8 protein-coding genes are annotated in these 18,667 nt (G+C 52.5%); 4 read left to right on the top strand and 4 right to left on the bottom strand.

Annotation, left to right across the window (positions count from 1 at the left end):
• The first annotated feature begins 38 nt into the window (after positions 1–38).
• A complete protein-coding gene (locus ABDW36_RS04575) occupies positions 39–842 on the top strand; it encodes a S1/P1 nuclease (RefSeq protein ID WP_343700693.1) in 804 nt (267 codons plus the stop codon).
• Between the two features lie 70 nt (positions 843–912).
• Here the strand turns inward: ABDW36_RS04575 and ABDW36_RS04570 are convergent, their stop codons facing one another.
• On the bottom strand, positions 913–1,836 hold the full coding sequence (locus tag ABDW36_RS04570; RefSeq protein WP_119077536.1) for a PfkB family carbohydrate kinase: 924 nt from the start codon (positions 1,834–1,836) through the stop codon (positions 913–915).
• Positions 1,837–2,153: 317 nt separating this feature from the next.
• On the opposite strand from ABDW36_RS04570, the gene ABDW36_RS04565 reads away from it, so the two are divergent.
• The gene (locus ABDW36_RS04565) at positions 2,154–2,660 is read left to right on the top strand and encodes a hypothetical protein (protein ID WP_343700692.1); all 507 of its coding nucleotides are present in this window, start codon (positions 2,154–2,156) and stop codon (positions 2,658–2,660) included.
• 196 nt (positions 2,661–2,856) lie between these two features.
• Here ABDW36_RS04565 and ABDW36_RS04560 read toward each other — a convergent pair whose 3' ends face one another.
• The 3 genes from ABDW36_RS04560 to ABDW36_RS04550 form a co-directional block, all read right to left on the bottom strand.
• Entirely contained in the window at positions 2,857–4,854 is a 1,998-nt protein-coding gene (locus ABDW36_RS04560) for an OmpA family protein (RefSeq protein WP_343700691.1), read from the bottom strand.
• A 27-nt stretch (positions 4,855–4,881) separates the two neighbouring features.
• Positions 4,882–5,892, bottom strand: coding sequence for a PorP/SprF family type IX secretion system membrane protein (locus ABDW36_RS04555; protein ID WP_343700690.1), 1,011 nt, complete (start codon positions 5,890–5,892; stop codon positions 4,882–4,884).
• Between the two features lie 92 nt (positions 5,893–5,984).
• Positions 5,985–14,441: a gliding motility-associated C-terminal domain-containing protein gene (locus ABDW36_RS04550; protein ID WP_343700689.1), complete on the bottom strand. Its 8,457-nt coding sequence runs from the start codon at positions 14,439–14,441 to the stop codon at positions 5,985–5,987.
• Positions 14,442–15,108: 667 nt separating this feature from the next.
• On the opposite strand from ABDW36_RS04550, the gene ABDW36_RS04545 reads away from it, so the two are divergent.
• Positions 15,109–17,676 carry a hypothetical protein gene (locus ABDW36_RS04545; protein ID WP_343700688.1) on the top strand — a complete coding sequence of 856 codons (2,568 nt, stop codon included), beginning with the start codon at positions 15,109–15,111 and terminating at the stop codon, positions 17,674–17,676.
• 63 nt (positions 17,677–17,739) lie between these two features.
• Positions 17,740–18,648, top strand: a complete 909-nt coding sequence (locus ABDW36_RS04540) for a transglutaminase domain-containing protein (RefSeq protein WP_343700687.1) — start codon at positions 17,740–17,742, stop codon at positions 18,646–18,648.
• Positions 18,649–18,667 lie beyond the last annotated feature (19 nt).

Raw genomic sequence — 18,667 nt, 5'->3', positions numbered from 1 at the left:
CGAAATTCGGACGTTAAAATATCTACAATAACAGTTTCATGAGACAACATTTTTGGGCGGCCGCACTGGCAATGCTGCTGCTGACGGGAACCACCAGCGCGGTTAAAGCCTGGGGCCCTATCGGGCACAGGGTAGTAGCAGAAATTGCGTCCTTCCACCTGAGCCAGAAGGCGCGCCAGGCCATCAGCGGCATTATAGGTAATGAAACGCTGGCCATGATAGCCAACTGGCCCGATTTCATCAAGTCGGACACTACTGACCAGTACAAACATACCTCCCCCTGGCATTACCTGGATTTTCCGGGACATTGCAGCCGTGCTACGTTTGACAGCATTATGGCCGCCTCCACGGGAGAGAACCTCTATACCATGACGCTGGCCATGATAAAAGAGCTGAAAAGCCCTGCCACCCCCAAAGCCCGCAAACGTTTCGCGCTCAGCTTCCTGGTACATATGATAGGCGATATGCATATGCCGTTGCATGTAGGGCGGGACGAAGACCAGGGCGGCAACAAAATACAGGTGAGCTGGTTTGAACGGCCCACCAATCTGCACAGGGTGTGGGACGAGCACCTGATAGACTTCCAGCAGTACAGCTATACGGAATATGCCGGGCTCCTCAACCGGGTAATGACCCCGGCCCAGGCCAAAGCCATACGGGCGGGCAGCCCGGCAGACTGGATGTGGGAATCCCACCTGCTGTCTGACAAGATATATGACCGCACCCGGCCGGGTGAGAAGCTGAGCTACCGGTACAATTACCTTTTTATGGAAGACCTCAACAGCCAGCTGCTGAAAGGCGGCGTAAGGCTGGCCAAGGTATTGAATGACATATTTAAATAACGCCTGTACAAACAAAAAAGCGGTTGCCCTCTGTTGTGAAGGCAACCGCTTTTTATGCATATCATTGCTGTTATACCAGGTCAATATCAAAATTCACCAGCTGTACAAACTGCTCCAGGCGGGCGCTGATCTCTTCTTTGGTGATCTCGCGCAGGCGGGCGGCACCAAATTTTTCCACGCAGAAGGAAGCCATGGCAGAGCCTACAATGATGGCCGTTTTCATGTTCTCGAAAGAGATGTCTTTCGTTTTGGCAAGGTGGCCCATGAAACCGCCGGCAAAGGTATCTCCTGCGCCGGTAGGGTCAAACACTTCGTCGAGCGGCAGCGCCGGCGCAAAGAAAACATGGTTTTCGTGGAACAGCAGCGCGCCATGCTCTCCTTTCTTGATAATGAGGAAACGGGGGCCCATGGTAAGCACCTTTTTAGCCGCTTTTACCAGGGAATATTCTCCTGTAAGCTGGCGGGCCTCGCTATCATTCACCATCAGCACATCTACCATTTTCAGGGTTTTGAGCAGGTCTTCCAGCGCCACGTCCATCCAGAAGTTCATAGTGTCCATCACAATGAGCTTGGGGCGCGGGTTCATCTGGTTGATAACGCTCATCTGCACCTGGGGCGTGAGGTTCCCGAGAATCAGGAACTCGCTGCCCTGGTAGCTGGCCGGTATAACCGGCTGAAAATCTGCCAATACATTGAGTTCTGTAGCCAGGGTATCCCGGGAGTTCATGTCCAGATGGTATCTGCCCGCCCAGTAAAAGGATTTCTCGTCTTTTTTCACCTGCACACCATCAAGGGCCACGCCTCTTTTCACCAGGGCATCCAGCTCCGCCTGGGGAAAGTCCCCGCCTATTACTGATACCTGGTTTACAGGCTGTATAAAGTTGGAAGCTGCCCAGGCAATATATGAAGCGGAGCCGCCTACGATTTTATCCGATTTACCAAAGGGCGTTTCGATATCGTCAAACGCCATGGTACCTACTACGGTAAGAGACATGTAATGAGCTGATTTAAAGGTTTAAAAAACGCAGCAAATGTAACAAATTAGCTTCTAAACCTTTATTTTCTTCCAATTCCCTTTCCGGAAGGCCACTATACCAATCCGCAACATAACGGTCATCAAAAAACATTTTTATCTGAAACCCTGCACCGCACTGCATTTTCCTGCCATCACCAGTATCATTTTCAAAAAAACCTGCGTTCTGTTTGTAACTTTTTAAAACCAGCTCCGTTTAACACATGTACCACAAACGAAAAGTACAACCACTTAACCTAATTATTTTAAACTAAGCTATTAAAACGGAAATCATGCTTATGCTTAAAAACCAAGCCCGTACACTGGGCCTGATCGCTATTGCCGTGTCCGGCGTTACCATTGCCTCCTGCTCAAAAGACGAGAAGCCGGACAAAGTATACCGCTCCAAGGAATATACGCTGAAAGACAAAGCCAACGCCTTAGCCGGTAAAGTGATTGCACAGGAAACCTCTGACAGCACTTTCCGCCTGACCATTCACCTCAACAAATCCACCAAAGACACTACCTACAACTTTTCCATTTTCAAGGGTAATGATCACAATGTTCTTGACACTGTGTTTGCCGTGGGCAATATTAAAAGCCAAACTACCGGTGCTGCTGTACAAGCTAAAATAGACCGCATTGACAGCATTGTTATCAGTGAAACCGTAAAGAAAAAATTCACTTACGACAGCTTGCTGAAATATGACGGCTTTGCGCGTGTTAGCTTCAAACACAAGGCTGACCCCGCCAACCCGGTAGACAGTGTGGTTGCTATTGGCGGTATCGGCAAAAATGCACAATAGTCCCAACGTACAGTTTTTTTAGTTGATAGATGGAGAAGGCTGTTCTGCACCGCAGAGCAGCCTTTTATTTTCCGGCTTTGTTAAAAAGGAATGGCCGGATAAAGCATCCGGCCATCATTGTATATGAATAGGATATGGTTCATGATGGGAAAGAATTCCCGCTAAGAACATCTTTACTGCGTTAACTGTTCAGCTCCTAATTTTTTAATACTTTAAATTCCGTACGTCTATTCAATTGCCGGCCTTCAGGATTGTCTTTCCCGTTAGGCAGTGTGTTGGGCGCAATAGGCCTGCTTTCTCCATAGCCCTTGCTGATCACCCTGTTTTGGGGAATGCCTTTGCCTACCAGGTAGTCTACGCAGGATTTGGCGCGCTCGTTAGACAATTTGAGGTTATAGGCGTCCGTGCCCTTGCTGTCTGTATGCGCACCCAGTTCTATTTCCATTTTGGGGTTGTCCAGCAGCAGGTAATACAGGGAATCCAGTACCACTTTGGATTCCGGACGCAGCGAAGCTTTATTGTAATCATAGAAAATATCATTGATCACAATAGGCTTGTCTATTTCAAAACGTTTCAGGCAAATGGTGGGGTTCATCATGGAATCTACCATGCTGAGCTGTTCTGACGTGAAGTTGAGGTTCTTGGAAAAGTAGTTTTCTTTTTCCACCAGCACCTTGTATTTTTTGTTCATTTCCACCTCAAAGGTGTAGTTGCCGCCAGGGCCTGTGGTTTGCGTTTCCAGCACGTTGCGCTGTGTACTGTCAAGCAGGGTGATTTTGGCGCCTTCCAGCGGCTTGTTGCCATCGCAGTCCAATACCAGGCCTCCGGCCATTTTAGCCTTGCGCTTCACAGCAAATATCTCCAGGCAGCATACAGATTCCCTGTCTGAGCTGATGAATCCCTTCTGCAAGGCGTTGCCGGAAACCAGCGATGCAAAATACAGGTCATCTTTTGCGGAGTTGAGGGGATAACCCATGTTTTCCGGTACGGCCCAGCGCGTAAAATCACCCTTGCTGCTGAAAAAATCCAGTCCGCCAAAGCCCGTTCTTCCACTGGTGCTGAACACCAGCACCTGTTTCACAGGGTCATAGAACGGGGCGCTTTCTTCCTCAATGGTGTTGATGGTGTTGCCCATGTTGCTGGGGGCGCTGAGCGCGCCGCCGGCCCCTATGGTGCTGTACCAGATGTCAAACTTGCCCTTGCCACCGGGCCTGTCAGATACAAAAAGAAAATATTTGCCGTCAGACGTAACATATGGTTCCTTGGAATTGTAGCCCGGCGCGTTAATGCCGGCTTCCAGCGGCTGCGGTTCTGACCAGGTGCTGCCGTTGCGTGTGCTGCGGTAAATGGAAGATTGTTTTGCGCCGTCCTTTTTCGTCCACCGGGTGATGTACATCGTATTGCCATCCGGCGTAATGGCTGCAGCGCCTTGTTCCATGCCTTTTTCCATGGGGATGGACAGTTTCTCGTTGCTTTCAAAATTGTTGGGGCCGCCTCTTGCCACATACAGCGTGTTTACAAAAGGATTGGCCTTCTTTTCCAGCAGTACGGAATCAGGCCGTGAAGAGGTAAAATAAAATGTATTGCCGCTTACGGGAACCGGTGCGTAGTTGGCGCCACCCTGGTTGATATTGCCGGTTACTTTCACTACTTCGTAACGGGGCGGATATTTCATTTCCTCCACTGCAAACTCGCAATTCTGTATTTCCAGGCTGGTCCGGTTAGAGTACTCGTCTGTACCTTTATAACTTTGTCTGAACTGCTGGAATTGTGCCAGGGCTCTTTCGTAATCTGCCGCTGTTTTGGCATTAGCGCGGATGCTGGTGGCGTACCAGAAGCGGGCCAGGGGAAACTGTACCGGATCAAAATTAACGGCCTCCGCGTACCATTTCTCCGCGTTGCTGTAATCGTAATACATCCTGTAAGACTCGGCCAGGCGGTACACCACCTGCTCATAGTCCTTCAGCTTTTTCTGTTTGCTCTTGCCGTCTTTATCCAGCTGGTAAGGCCGGTACTCGCCGGGCTTTACGGTAAAGGTGGTAAGTGCCTTGTTGTAGTACTGCGCCGCGGAATAATAATCCTTCTGTTCAAAATAGGTATCCGCCGTGCGTTTATAGTCGTATATCAATTGTGCCTGCAGGGCGTTCAGCGAGCATCCTGCAATCAACAACAATATGAGTGTAGCTTTTTTCATAAGTTCTGTTTGATATTACTGGAGCTTTTATAACCTGGGGCAGATAAAATATTCCGGCTGCATAATCCGGCGTTTGCGGCCAATGAAAGACAGCGATATTTCGAATGCATTGCTGCCGCTGGCCAGACGCCGGAGGTTGGAGGTATTGGCATCGTAGCTCAGGCCCAGCGTAAAGTTCTTATAGTGAACGCCGGCAAAAGGGGATACCGCATCATTTATCCTGTAATTGGCGCCCAGCAGCAGGTCACATTCTTCATTCACCTTCAGCTGACCGTATACGCCCGCTACAATCTCTTCCGCGTTACCCTGGCGCATGTAAAGGCCGTGCGGTGTAATTCCGATGATGTCAGTAAGGCGGATGCGGGAGCCACCGTGTACCAGGTAGCGAACGGGCAGCTTGCGCGCCTCGGTATCATCTGCTACAAAAGGGTCTTCGGGCTGGGTGAGGTGGGCGCCTGCTATGCCTATAAAAGGGTTGAACTGGTGATTAGGGTTGCCGTCAAATAGCATCAGGCCGGCATTGGCATCAAATACGGTAGATGATGTGGCTCGCAACGTTTCGCCGGAGGGGATGTTGGGATCAAAGCCCATTACAGGGTTGTACTGAGTGCCCAGCTGGAACTTTGACTGGTCTACCCGGCGGTTGATGACACCGGCTTGTACTCCGGCCACCAGGCGGGTGGTGCCGTTCCTGCCCATTTTCACACCACTGTAAGACACGGTGGCCATTGCATTAAAGTAGTTGAACCCGGCCTCACCCGCAGACATATTCAATGCCGTAATGCCCAGGCCCAGGTTCTTTTGCGTGGGCGCGTCAAAAGATACGCCGGCAGTGGAATAGGGAGAGCCAAAGTTGGCCCATTGGTTACGATAGTTGCCGGTAAGCCGGTAATCACCATCTATCACCCCTGCCATAGCCGGGTTCAGCCACAGCGGATAGGCATAATACTGGGAAAAATGCGGATCAACCTGTGCATGCGCCGTACCCGTAAAAAAGGTGCTGATGGCCAGCAGGGTGATAAGAATTTTATGTTTCATGAGAAGTTCTTTTTGGGTTTTGAATGGGCCGGAATGAAGCGCTGGTCTTCACTCCGGCCTTTTTTGAGTGTGCTTGCCTATTGCGTCCGGGGCTATCTTACAATAGTAATTGTTCCCCGTTTCTGTACAGTAGTTCCATCTTGCAGGGTGGCTCGCAATGCGTAGGTGTAAACGCCTATGGGCTGCTGTTTACCACTCATAGTGCCATCCCATCCACGCGCTTTGTCTCTTGATTCAAACACCAGTTGTCCCCACTGATTGTATACTCTGATCTCCATCGTATTGATGGTGGTACCGTATACGTAGAGGATGTCATTCACCCCATCATTGTTCGGTGTAAAGGCATTCGGTACGAATATGGTGTTACCCGCCGGGTTTTCCGTTCCACCGCCGCCCTGGAACCATGAGCTATTGGCGCATTCGCTGGCGCCTACAGACATTACCAGGAGGGTAACTGTCTGGTTCGGCTGTAGGTTGCTTACAGTATGCGTGGTACCTGTGAGGCCGGAGCTGGGCTGCGTGAATGTTGTGCCACCGTCTGTAGACACCCTGTAGCCCAGTACGCCGGCTACGGCGTTCCACTGGAAGGTGATGGAGGTGGCAGTTCTGGAAGCTACCGTTACTGCAGGCGCCGGCAGCGGAGCATATACGTTGATGGTGATGGCCGTGCGGGTAGCGCTCGCGCATCCCCCGCTGTAGGCGGCTTCAACATAGTAAGTGGTAGCTGCCGTGAGACCCGGTGTTGTGAATACCGGCCCGGTGAATACAGGCGTGCCGCCGGTGGCCGAGGTGTACCATTTGAACTCAACACCGGCTTGTGTAGACGATGCCGTGAGGGTGGCAGTGCTGTCAGGACAAACCGTATTTGCGTTGGCCGTTACCGCCGGAGCCTGCGGTACGCCGCCTACAGTTGCAAGAGCCCTGGCCTTGCCTGCACTGGCGCATCCGCCACCAATTACAGCTTCTACAAACACTTCCATGTCTGCCGTTAACTGACCGGTGGTGTAGCTGCCGGAAGCATTGTCTTGCAGCAGGTTGCCGGCCGCATCATACCAGCGGTACGTTACGTTGGGCAGCGGGTTCTGTACATTGAAGGTGGCTGTTGTGCCGGAGCACACTGTTACAGCGCCGCCATTAGCCAGCACCGGTGTGGCCGGAGCGTCTGCCGCAATCAGTATCACCTGTGCACGGCCGTTGCTGGCGCAGGTACCGCCAGGCAGTGTTGCTTCCACATACACGGTATCTTTTGTATTCAGCGGGCTGGCGGTGGTGTACGCTTCGCCAATGAAGAGCAGTGTGCCGTTAATCGGCGCATCGTACCAGCGGTATTGCAGGTCCGCACGTGCATTAGTGACCCTTACCGTCGGGCGCAGCCCCCTGCACACGGTTATTTCAGCCGGGGCTACCGGCACAGCGGGGCCGTTGGTAACGGTTACGCTTACCTGTGTGCGGCTGATGCCGGAGCAGCCATTTGCATTCACTGCCGCTACATAATAGTTCTTATCAGTTGTCAGTACCGGCGTTATAAAGTCCGCAGTAGTTGCCAGCGGCGTGCCGCCGGTGGCCACGTCATACCAGCGGTAGCTGATGCCGGCCATGGGGTTTACTACCCTGAGCGTGGCCGAGTTACCGATGCATACAGTTTTGCTGGTAGCGTCTACCGTTACCGCACCCGGGGCCGGGTTCACCACTACGGTCACGCTGGTCCTGCCGGCGCTGGTACAGTTGCCGCTCACGGCCTCTGCATAGAAAATAGTGGTGGTGGTAAGGCCGGCAGGTGCAAACGTTGCGCCTTCTGCCAGCTTGTTGCCGCCAGTGGCCGCATCGTACCAGCTGTAGGTAAGGCCTGGCTGCGGGTTTTGTATAAACAGGTTGGCAGTAACCCCTTCACATATAGTGGTATTGCCTGCTATTACGGGCAGCAACGGAGCGTCTGTTACCTGTATGGTTACCTGGGTAAGCGTATTACTGCGGCAACCGCTGCTGCTCACGGCTTCTACATAGTAGCTGCTATTTGCCACCTGCACCCCGGTTACGAACGTTGCACCGCTGAACAGAATGGTACCGCCAGGTGTGTTGTACCAGTTATAGGTAACGCCAGGCAGCGGGTTGGTTACGCTCAACGTAGCCTGTGAACCACGGCAAACGGTTACATTGGCGGATTCTACCGTTGGCGCGTCAAGCCCGGGCACCACCGTTACAGTTGCAGTACCGCGTGTAGTGCTGGTGCAATTGCCTGCACCTGCCGCCTCTACATAAAATGTTGCATTTGCAGTAAGGGGCGCAGTGGTATAGCTGGCGCCGGTATGCAGCAGAGTGCCGCCGGTAGCCGCATCGTACCAGTGATAGGTAATGCCTGCAACCGGACTCTGCACCGTAAAGGTAACAGCCTGGTTAGCGCAGGAAGTTTTAACATTGTCTGCCACAACCGGCACAGACGGTGTAGCATCGGCATTAACCGTAACCAGCACACGGCCGCCGCCGTTGGGACATCCGCCGCCGCTGCTTACTGCTTCTGCATAATACAGCGTGGTGGCGTTGATGGCCGGGGTGATGAACTCGTTGCCTGTAAATACCGGCGTACCACCAGATTGTACAGTGTACCAGCGGATGATGGCTCCCGGTGTGGAAGAAGTAGCACGCAGCGTGGCGGGCGCACCGGTACAAACCGTTACATTGTTTGACTCTGCCACAGGATCTGCCGGCGCTGTGGTTACAGTTACGTTCACCGGTACGCGGCTAACGTTACCACAGGTGCCGTTATATGCTTCTGCGTAGTAAGTGATATTGGCCGTTAACGGGCCCGTTGTGAACACGCTGTCTGTAGATACCGGTGTACCACCTGAGGCTGTTGTAAACCAGCGAATAGTGTGCGTTGGATCTACGGCGTGCGCTATGAGAATAGCGGTGTTGCCTACGCAGATTGCAGTGTCTCCCTTCAGTATCTGCGGCGCGTCCGGAACAGGGCGCACCTGCAAAGTAGCCGGGGTACGAACAGGGTTGGCACAACCGGTAGACGTACGCGTGATCTCTGCGTAATAAGTGGTAGTTGCCGTCAGCGCCGGTGTGGTAAAGACATTGCCGGTAAATTCAGGCGTACCGCCTACTGGCGTTGTGTACCACCTGATGGTGCCACTGGCAGAACCTGTTGCCGTCAACGTAGCGGAAGAGCCGGCGCATACAATGGCATTGTCTGCCGTTACAGCGGGCGGCGCCAACGCACGGGAGGCGTAGAAGACGTCTACACCGGTAAGCGCTGAAGCAATACCGCTCTTTGCACGTATTTCAATCTGCGTATAATCAGCACCAGGCACAAAGTACACGATGCCCTCTGTTCCGCCGCCCAACAGGTCTATCCGCAGGCCGGCGGCGTCCAGCGTTTTAGTATCATTATTAGAAACGGTACCGTTGTAGGAAGTGATCTCAATAGCTGAACCTACCTGTGCATCCAGCAAACCTACCGGTGCACGCAGACGGATCCTTACACTATCTCCTGCAGCTGCAGGCGTTTCAAAGTCAAGCCTTTGATATGCGGAAACCCCAAGCAAGCCCACAGTTAACCGCAGGGTGGAGAAAGTAGTGGTATCATTGTCAACAGCAAACAACGGATCAAGAACGCCACAAAGTACGCAAAGGCCGTCTACGCCGTTGGTTTGCCTGGTAGGCATATCGCACGAAGGAAGGATGTTGCGTTGTACCACCACAGTTACTTCCGTGCGGGCGCTTGCGCAGCCTGATGGATTGGCTGCTTCCACGTAATATTTGGTAGTAGCCGCCAGTTGTGGCGTAGTAAACGTTGCGCCGGTAAACTCAGGCGTACCGCCGGTGGCGCTCAGGTACCATTTATAGATGGCGCCCGGCGTGGCAGAAGATGCCGTGAGCGTAGCGGTTTGGCCGTATTCAATTGTACCGCCTGCTGGTGAAATGCTAATGGTGGGTTGTAGCGGCGTGGTGTTCACCGTTACGTTCACAATGGCTGCTGCGCTGGCACACTGCCCGTTGGCTGCCACCACATAGTAGCTCGTACTGGCGGTCAATGCCGGGGTTACGAACACCGGGCCAGTAAATACCAGGTTGTCCATAGCCGCACTTGAATACCAGTTGAACACAGCGCCGGGCGTGGTAGAACTGGCCGTGAGGGTGGCAGTAGAACCTGCGCAGATGATGGCCTCGGACGGTGTAATCACCGGTATTACGGGTTTTGCCGCAATGTTTACCTGCACGGCAGTGCGGGTAGCACTGGCGCAACCGCCTGAAGAAATTGCTTCCGCATAATACACCGCGGAGCTGTCAAGTACCGGTGTGGTAAAGGTATCTCCCGTAAAGAGCGCCGTGCCGCCGGTGGGCGTGCTGTACCAGCGGAAGGTAGCACCAACCGGGCCTGTGGCCTTCAATACTGCGCTTGTACCGCTACAGGTGGCCACGGAGTTGTTATCTACAGTGGGAGCGGCAGGTGCAGCACCCAGTGTTACTACCGCCCGCGCCCTTACAGGGTTGGCGCAGCCTATAGAAGTTTTCACTGCCTCTACATAAAACGCCGTATCTGTTGTAACCGGCCCTGACTCGAAGGTAGCACCGGTGAAGAGCGGCGTACCGCCCGTGGGCGTGCTGTACCAGCGGAAGGTGGTATTGGCCCTTGGCGCAACGCTCAGAGAGGCCGTGCCGCCTGCGCAGGTGGTAACGGAATCAGGTTGCAATACAGGCACTGGCACGAAACGCTGCGCATAATGGATGTTAAGCGCGCTCAGCGCGGTGGCCACACCAGAGTTCATACGCACTTCCACCCTGTCGAACACGGCGGCCGGAGCAAAGGTCAGCATGGCCTGCTGGTTGCCTGGCAGGAGCTGCAGGTGCAATATGGCACTGTTAAAGGCCGTACGGTCATTATTATATGCAGTACCATTATATGTGGCTATTTGTATGGCGCCCAACAGCCCTAAGTCTGCCAGGGAGGAAGGGAATGATACCAGCAGCCGAACACTGTCCCCGGCATCTGATGGTGAGGGGAAAATGAGCGTTTGCTGAACATAACCGCCCAGCAAGCCCGCTATTACGTGCATGCTGGAGAAGGTAGTGGTGCTTGCGTCAACGGCAGACGGCTGATTTTCTACATAGCATCCTATGCAAAGACCATTGGCAGCACTGGTTTGTGTATTGGCGTAATCGCAGGGTACGTCAGGATTATCTACCAGTACATTGGCAATCACCTGCACACGTTGTGCGCTGGCGCAGCCGGTTGAAGTAGTAGCTTCCACGTAGTAAGTGGTGGTAGCATCCAGCGGCGGCGTGGTGAAGCTGGGCCCGGAGAACAGCGGCGTACCGCCGGTGGGCGTGCCGTACCAGTTATATGTGAGCGCAGGGTCTGGCGTATTTACATTGAAGGTAGCCGTTTGCCCTTTGCCGATGGTAACAGACGATGCTGTAACCGTTACAGCGGCCAGGCCTACTTTCACGAACGCCGGCGTACGCACTTCACTTTTACATTGTGAACCGGCAGAAACTGCTTCCGCATAATACACGGCATCTGCAGTAACGGGGCCGGTGGTGTAAGTAGCGCCGGTGTGCAGCAGTGTACCGCCGGTGGGCGCATCGTACCAGTTGAAAGTAGCTCCCGCCGGTGCATTGGCGGTGAGCGTGGCCGCCTGGCCGGTACATACATTCACGGTGTCTGCTGCCAGGGCAGCGCGGGCAGTGATCTGTTGAGCGTAGTATACATCTATTTGTGTAAGCGCCGTAGCTATACCGCCTACATTTATTTCCACTTCGTCAAACACAGCGGCAGGCGCATAAGTAATGGCAGCGCGGGTGCCGCCATCCAGCAGTTGCAGGCTTAACAAGCCGCTATTGAGGGCGCGCACGTCATCGCCTGATTCCACGCCATTGTTGCGGGGACGGATGGTAACATTACCCAGCAGCTGCAGATTGAGCAAGCCGGTGGTAGCGCCTACCACTACACGGAGGCTGTCTCCCGGAGCGCTTTCATTGGCAAATGCAATACGCTGGTACGCTGCTGCGCCCAGCAAGCCCACCGGCACATGCAGATTAGTAGCGGTTTGCGGGTTCTGGTCTATAGCCAGCGTGGGCTCATTCACCTGGCACAATACACAAAGTCCTGTTGTACCGTTGGTTTGCGAAGCACCGGCGCCGCAATCCAGGTTGGGGCTGTTAGGGCCTACCGTTACCGCTACGGGCACGGCCGTGCGGATGTAGCTCGTCAGCCCGTCAGGGGTGGAAGCCTCTACATAATATGTTGTGCCCTGTACCAGTATGGGCGTGTTAAATGTTTCCCCGGTGGCAACGGGTGTGCCGCCGGTGGGTGTTGTATACCAGTTGAATGTGGCATCCGGCACGCGGATAGACGCTGTGAGCGTGGTATTGCTGCCGAAGGGCACAGAGGGATTGTTTGGTGTAACAGACACGGGGATGAAGGCCGCTGCTTCATAAATATTAAGATTGGAAAGAGCTGATACAGCTCCCGTAAGGTCTACCTGCACCCCGTCAAAAGTGGTGTTAACGGGAATCGTTACACGGAATTTCCCTACACTGCCGGTGGGGTCAAGCCCTAGCAACTGCAGGTTGGCCAATGCGTTGTTAAGCGCCCTGGTATCTCCGTTTGGCGTGTCTCCATTGTAGGTTTGCACCCTGATACCGGAGAGCACGTCTGCACTGAGCAATTGTGCGGGCACGCCGAGCGTAAAGGAAATACTGTCCCCTGCCTGGTAGGTGCCGGGGAAAGTAATGCGCTGCCCTACAGCACCCAGCGCACCAATAGTAATAGATGCGGTAGATGCAGTAGTGGTATCGCCATCTACGGCAGCATTTCCATTTGTAACCGTACAACCCACGCAAAGCGGTGTAATAACAGGGCTTTGCTGCCGGTCTCCGTACGTCCATAACGGGCCAGGGCCGCCACTCACGGTTACAGGCACGGCTGTTCTGACAAAGCTGGTTTTACCGTCTGGCGTGGCAGCTTCTACATAATATGTTTTACTTCTGCTAAGCGGAGATGTTGTAAAAACGGCGTCTGTACCCAGCGGGGTACCACCAGTGGGAGTGTCATACCAGGTGTAGGTTGCACCGGGCGCTCTTACGGAGGCCGTCATGCTGGCAGTACTTCCATTGGTAATAACGGGTGCCGGCGGCGTAACAGCTACCGGCATAAATGCGGCGGCCTCATATACGCGAAGACCGCCAAGTGCTGCCAGTACCGCACCGGTGCTGATGCTTACGCCATCAAAACCTGCATCTGCAGGTATGGTTACCCGGAACTTGCCGGTGCTGCCTATACCCAGGCCCAGGGCCTGCAACCGTACCAGTGAGCTGTTCAGGCTGACAGGATTGGGATTCGGCACGTCACCGTTATAGGTTTGCAGGGTAATGCCGCTCAATGCTGAAAGGTTGAGTGCCTGGTTGGGTAGCTCCAGGTCTATAGCAATACTGTCTCCTGCCTGATAGGTGCCGGGGAATTTGATGAGCTGGCCAACACTGCCTGCCGCACCTACTCCCATGCTGATGAGAGACGAGGTGGCGGGGTTACCGTCAGATGCATTGAGAGGATCTGTTACGGCGCAGGCCAGACAAGCCAGGCCAGACACGATGGGGCTTTGCTGCCGGTCTCCGTATGTCCACAAGGGCCCGGGGCCGCCGCCCAGGTTTACATCTACCGCTTTCCTGTCAGGGCTGGTTATACCACCGTCTACCGCTTCCACATAATAAGTGGTGCTGCTGGTAAGCGCGGGCGTAGTGAAAGCCGGCCCGGTAAATACCGGAGAGCCGCCGGTGGGGGAAGCATACCAGTTAAAAACAGGGCTTGTACCGCGAATAGATGCGTTGAGGGTGGCCGCAGAGCCATAAGGCGTAACTGCCGGGGAAGGTGTTACCACTACGGGCACCACAGCACGCACGTCGTATATATGTAATCCGCCTAATGCACTTAATACTGACCCCTGCGTAACGTCTACAGTATTGAAAGCGCCGGTGGCCGCAATAGCCGCCCTTCTTTTGCCGGTAGAACCAACTCCGGCGCCCAGCAACCGCAGGTTGGCCAGGCTGCCCAGGCTTGCCGTGGTAACTGCGGCGCCGTTATTCATGCGGAGCGTTACCGTAATGGCGTTCAGTACATCGAGGCTGAGCGTTGCATCAGGCACCTCAAAATCAACCAGGATGCTGTCTCCCGCCTCGTAGGTGGCCGGCAGGGTAATGCGCTGGCCAAAAGTGGCTACCACGCCCACCCCCATGTTAATGGTGGTGGCGGTGTTGGGATCATTGTCCCAGGAAGCTCCCGGACTAGACAATGAACACAGCAAACATACGCCGGATAAAGTAACCGGGCTTGAAGACGTTCCGCGCGTCATAATTGGCGCGGCAAAAAATTGTGAGGAAGGCTGCAGCGGGTTTGTTTGCCCGGCGTTGCTTTCATGGTGAGCGGGATACCACCAGTATTGTGGTGATGCTGCGTGCGCATCCTGCGGCGGCAAAAGCTGGAGCAACGCGGCCGCAAAGATACAGAGGAGACGCAATAAGTTCCCAGGAGTAACATTAAGACTCATATACAATGGTTTGGGTAAGAATGAAAAAGTTTTATTGATGGTATAAGCTTATGGGGATCACACCTGCACATGAACAGGATATGGTTCCAACAAAAACTGTCCTTTTGATTTTCTGCATAGGGTTATGAATTGTAGAAAGAATATCTGTCAAAAAGCTTCCATAGCTAACAGTTCAGTTGATGTTTTTGATAGGATACTTTCTTTGGTTGTTATGCATTCTTCACAGCGAATTTAACTGGCCTGTAACAGGAAACGAAAGGCCATTCCTATTCATTCCCTCCTGCATTTGCCATTCTGTTCATTTTAAAAATTGCCTGTTCATTTTCTGGCAAACAGAACAAAAGTGTTGATTAATTGTACCGTACGCCGAAAGCCGCCAGCATTGTCAGTTTCCTGTAAAATCCATTATTTCGTCTCACCCTTATTCACTCCATCTCAAGCTGTTAGGCATCCTACTTATGATATTTTGCACGGGAGACGCACAAAAAATTTTTTTGTCAATTTTATCTTATTAATTTCCTTATAATCAAAAATGTAAACATGGTCATTCATTTGTATGTATCCTGTTCATTTTGTTCATTTTTAAAACCTGAAATCCATTCGTTCATTGTACTACGTATTTATTCATTTTGGTCCTATATCACTGTGATCCATTAATTGTACCCTTATGATCGACCTGTCCTACGATTTTATTAACACCTTACAGTCAGAGGTGCTCAGACAATTTGGTGTTGACAATCTTCAACCGAATCAATGTAAACTGCTTGCCCAGGCCATTCTTAACCACACCGGCAAACTTGTTAGTGAAACCACATTAAAACGGGTGTTTGGCTTTGCAGTTACCCAGCACAGCTTTTCACGTTACACATTGAACACACTGGCCCAGTATTGCCGGTACAAAGACTGGGACGACTTCCAGGCCCACTACTACAAAAAAGCGTTCCGCCCACGGCAACAGGCAGACCTCTCGCGGTGGGGAGAGGTGAAAAAGAAAGCCAACGCGGTATCCCAGTACACCATGCTCACCCTGAAAAACCGCAGCGGCATTCCCTTTGAACATACCGCCCCACGTCAGTACTGCCTTTCTCACATTGACCGTTTCCTGGAAAGCCAGTATGCCGCTACGGTATTCATTGCGCCTGCAGGCTGGGGCAAATCACTGGCCCTGGTACACGCAGCAGAACATTACTGGTTCGGCAAAAATGCCGTTCACCCGCAAGACATCTGCTGGTTCATCAACGCCCATGCGGCCGGCAGCCTGCTGCTGAAAGGATTTTCCCTGTCTTCCTGGCTTGACAACCAGCTCAACCTTGGCAACGGAGACAACTTCAGGGAATACTTCAGCGCGCACCCGGAAGAAAAAAGCGGGCGCCTGGTACTGATCATAGACGGGTTTGATGAAATTGCCATGGGAGCAGACAAACTGAAGCTGCTGTACAGCAAGCTGGAAGACTTTGTATACTCTAATGATCAGCACCCGTGGATAAAGGTGATCCTTTCCATCCGTTCCAGTACCTGGAGTGAGGTGTTCCAGCAATCCCAGCAATCACCGGCATTCCGGCGCTTCTGGTTCCTGGGCGCTGAAATGGATGATGACACCAGCACCAATATTCCCATGCTGACGGAACAGGAAGCAAAAAGCGTATTGTACAATGCCGACTTTGAACCGGAAACTGTTCGGCTTTTTTCCGATAGTTTCCTGCAAAAACTGCGGCACCCATATTATCTCCAGCTGTTCAGCCAGCTGAACAGCGCAGGGGGCCAGACCTTTGTTGACGAAAACCTGAGCCTTTTCGAGATCATTTCACATTTCATACAGAACAGGCTCTTCAGCTCCCCCAATAACGCCTTTAAAGTAAGCATCATAGAAAAGCTGCTGCAACTGCTTGACATGGGCAGGGCGGGTCTGTATGCAGACAAGGCGGCGCTGCTGAAGCAAAACCCGGAGCTGTTTCCCGCATACCGGGAACTGTTGGCAGACAACATCCTGGTAGAAGAAAACCTCAGCCAGGAGATCATGTTCAATGTAAAGGTGCGCTTTGCCCATAACTTCCTGCTGGAATACTTTACCGCCATGCATTATATACAGGCGCACGGCCAGGAAGTCAACAACGCCCTGCTTTCGGGCGTGCTGGGAGATTTTCCCCAATCACCCTTCCGCATGTACGTATTCAAGTGGCTGCTGCGCTATGCCATCACGCATGAGCAAACAGCGGGCATACAAAGCGTTTTCACCCTTCCGCTGGCCACCCCTGAAAAAGCGCACCTGCTGGAATACCTCGTACTGCACTACCAGCAGGAAGGCAATCCCCGCTTTGCACAAGTGTTTCCCGCCGGCTATTTCAGAAAAAACCCTATCAGCACTTTCATCAGCGACGATTTTGTTCACTTCAAGAAGAGAAAACTGCTGCAAGCCTTGCTGAGCCTGGCGGAATCTACAGAAGACAAGCTGAAGATCCGCTCCAATCTCTACATTATGGCGCTCATGCAGCTAGATGCGGAGCAGTGTGAAATAGAGCTGTCCAACATCCGGAAAATATGCGCGGCAGATGATACCATCCGGGATATGCGGGTAACCCCTTATGAGGCGTATTATTTTATTTACGAATACCTGAAGTTTGGCGTGACGGACGAGGCCAGCAAGGAAAAGATCTACCACTTTGCTCTCTGCTGGACCTTCCCGAAGCAAAAAACAATTTCCGTGGCGGATGAAGCCGTGTTCCGCGCCATCAGCTTCATCTTCCTGCTGCTGGGAGACCATCAGCACCTGGTTGATTTCAGCAACAGGCTGTTTAAGGAACACCGTTCTTTCCTGTTTAACCGCACAGACCCCTTCCGCCTGATGATGCTCTGCTGGAAGGCGCAGGCGCACCTGGCGTTAAATGAAATAGATACCGCCAAACGCATCAACCGGCATGTTGACTTCGTATTAAAACACTTTTCCACCGATTTTTTCAATGGCCGGCATGTGGAAACCCTGCAGAAAATAATAGCGGCAGATATCTATTCACGCGAAAACGAGTACAACAAAGCCATCAGGGCAGGGGAGTATGCCATGGAAACAGCGCTGAAGCTGGACTTCAAAATTTTTGTGCTCCTGAACTTTGGTGTGCTGAACCGCATTTACCATCACCTGCAAATGGACAAACAGCGGAAAGAAGCACAGCAGAAAATTGAGATGATCCGTGACAGCACTACGTTTACCCAGGCTTTGCCTAACCTGATGCACCTTTGACGGCCATCATTTAACGAAGCCTTTGCGTATAATTGGCATAATTTTGCGGTATTCATTTACCGCATGCCTATAGACCAGAGCAAATACACTACTTTTCAGCAGTTTTTGCTGAACCTGCTGAGCCTGTTGACTATACTGCCCCTTGCGCCGTATATTAACAGGTTCATGCCAATTGTGCAGCTTGGTCAGTGGCATATTGACCTGTTTCTGTCAATACTTATCGCATTCCTGTTCACCCGCCTGCTGCTATGGATATTCAAACCGCTGATCATCCCGGCTTTTGTATTGGTATTCGGCATACTGGTGTTCAACTCCCTCATCGGCCGCTACTCTTTTACCAACGTGGTGAATGACTACCAGGGCGTGGTACAGGGCAACTGGGGTACGCGTGATAACAAGCAGCTGGACATTCTCAGCCTTTACCCCCGGAAAGTGGAAAGTTATGTAGACAAAACGGTACGCGGCATCCGGGAAAAAACGAACTACCAGGACTCTACCGTCCGCAATTTTGCCGTTACCCACTCCCTGGCCTACTTCGACGAATACTGGCCCAAATACGGTAAAATTGTGCGTTACCTCTCTCTTTTCAAATACATAAGGGAAAATTTCAAATATGTAAATGACAGCCAGCGGGACGAGTATTTTGCCACCCCCATGGAAACCATCCGGAACGGCCTGGGCGGGGATTGTGATGACCATTCCATTCTCATGGCTTCCTGCCTCCAGGCCATTGGCGCCAGAACGCGCATAGTGCTCATCAGGGGGCACGCCTACCCGGAACTGTATTGCGGCAATGAAGAGGATTTTGAGGTATTGAAGCAGGCTATTGTACTTTTATTCAACAATCCGCCTGTTAAGGAGTTATATTATCATGAGATGAAGGGGGAATACTGGATCAACCTGGATTATTCCGCCAGGCACCCGGGTGGCCGGTACCTGAACGATAAAGTGTATGCCCTCATAGAACTATAGATTTTTTACCCAAAACATT

It is taken from the genome of Chitinophaga sp. (assembly GCF_039596455.1).
Taxonomy (GTDB): Bacteria; Bacteroidota; Bacteroidia; order Chitinophagales; family Chitinophagaceae; genus Chitinophaga.
Note: the sequence above shows the minus strand (reverse complement) of the source record. Positions and strands in the feature narration are given on the sequence as shown.

Bases quoted from the DNA above. Each gene is read 5' to 3' on its own strand.
- ABDW36_RS04575 (WP_343700693.1), top strand. From the start codon at position 39: ATGAGACAACATTTTTGGGCGGCCGCACTGGCAATGCTGCTGCTGACG.
- ABDW36_RS04570 (WP_119077536.1), bottom strand. From the start codon at position 1,836: ATGTCTCTTACCGTAGTAGGTACCATGGCGTTTGACGATATCGAAACG.
- ABDW36_RS04565 (WP_343700692.1), top strand. From the start codon at position 2,154: ATGCTTAAAAACCAAGCCCGTACACTGGGCCTGATCGCTATTGCCGTG.
- ABDW36_RS04560 (WP_343700691.1), bottom strand. From the start codon at position 4,854: ATGAAAAAAGCTACACTCATATTGTTGTTGATTGCAGGATGCTCGCTG.
- ABDW36_RS04555 (WP_343700690.1), bottom strand. From the start codon at position 5,892: ATGAAACATAAAATTCTTATCACCCTGCTGGCCATCAGCACCTTTTTT.
- ABDW36_RS04550 (WP_343700689.1), bottom strand. From the start codon at position 14,441: ATGAGTCTTAATGTTACTCCTGGGAACTTATTGCGTCTCCTCTGTATC.
- ABDW36_RS04545 (WP_343700688.1), top strand. From the start codon at position 15,109: ATGATCGACCTGTCCTACGATTTTATTAACACCTTACAGTCAGAGGTG.
- ABDW36_RS04540 (WP_343700687.1), top strand. From the start codon at position 17,740: ATGCCTATAGACCAGAGCAAATACACTACTTTTCAGCAGTTTTTGCTG.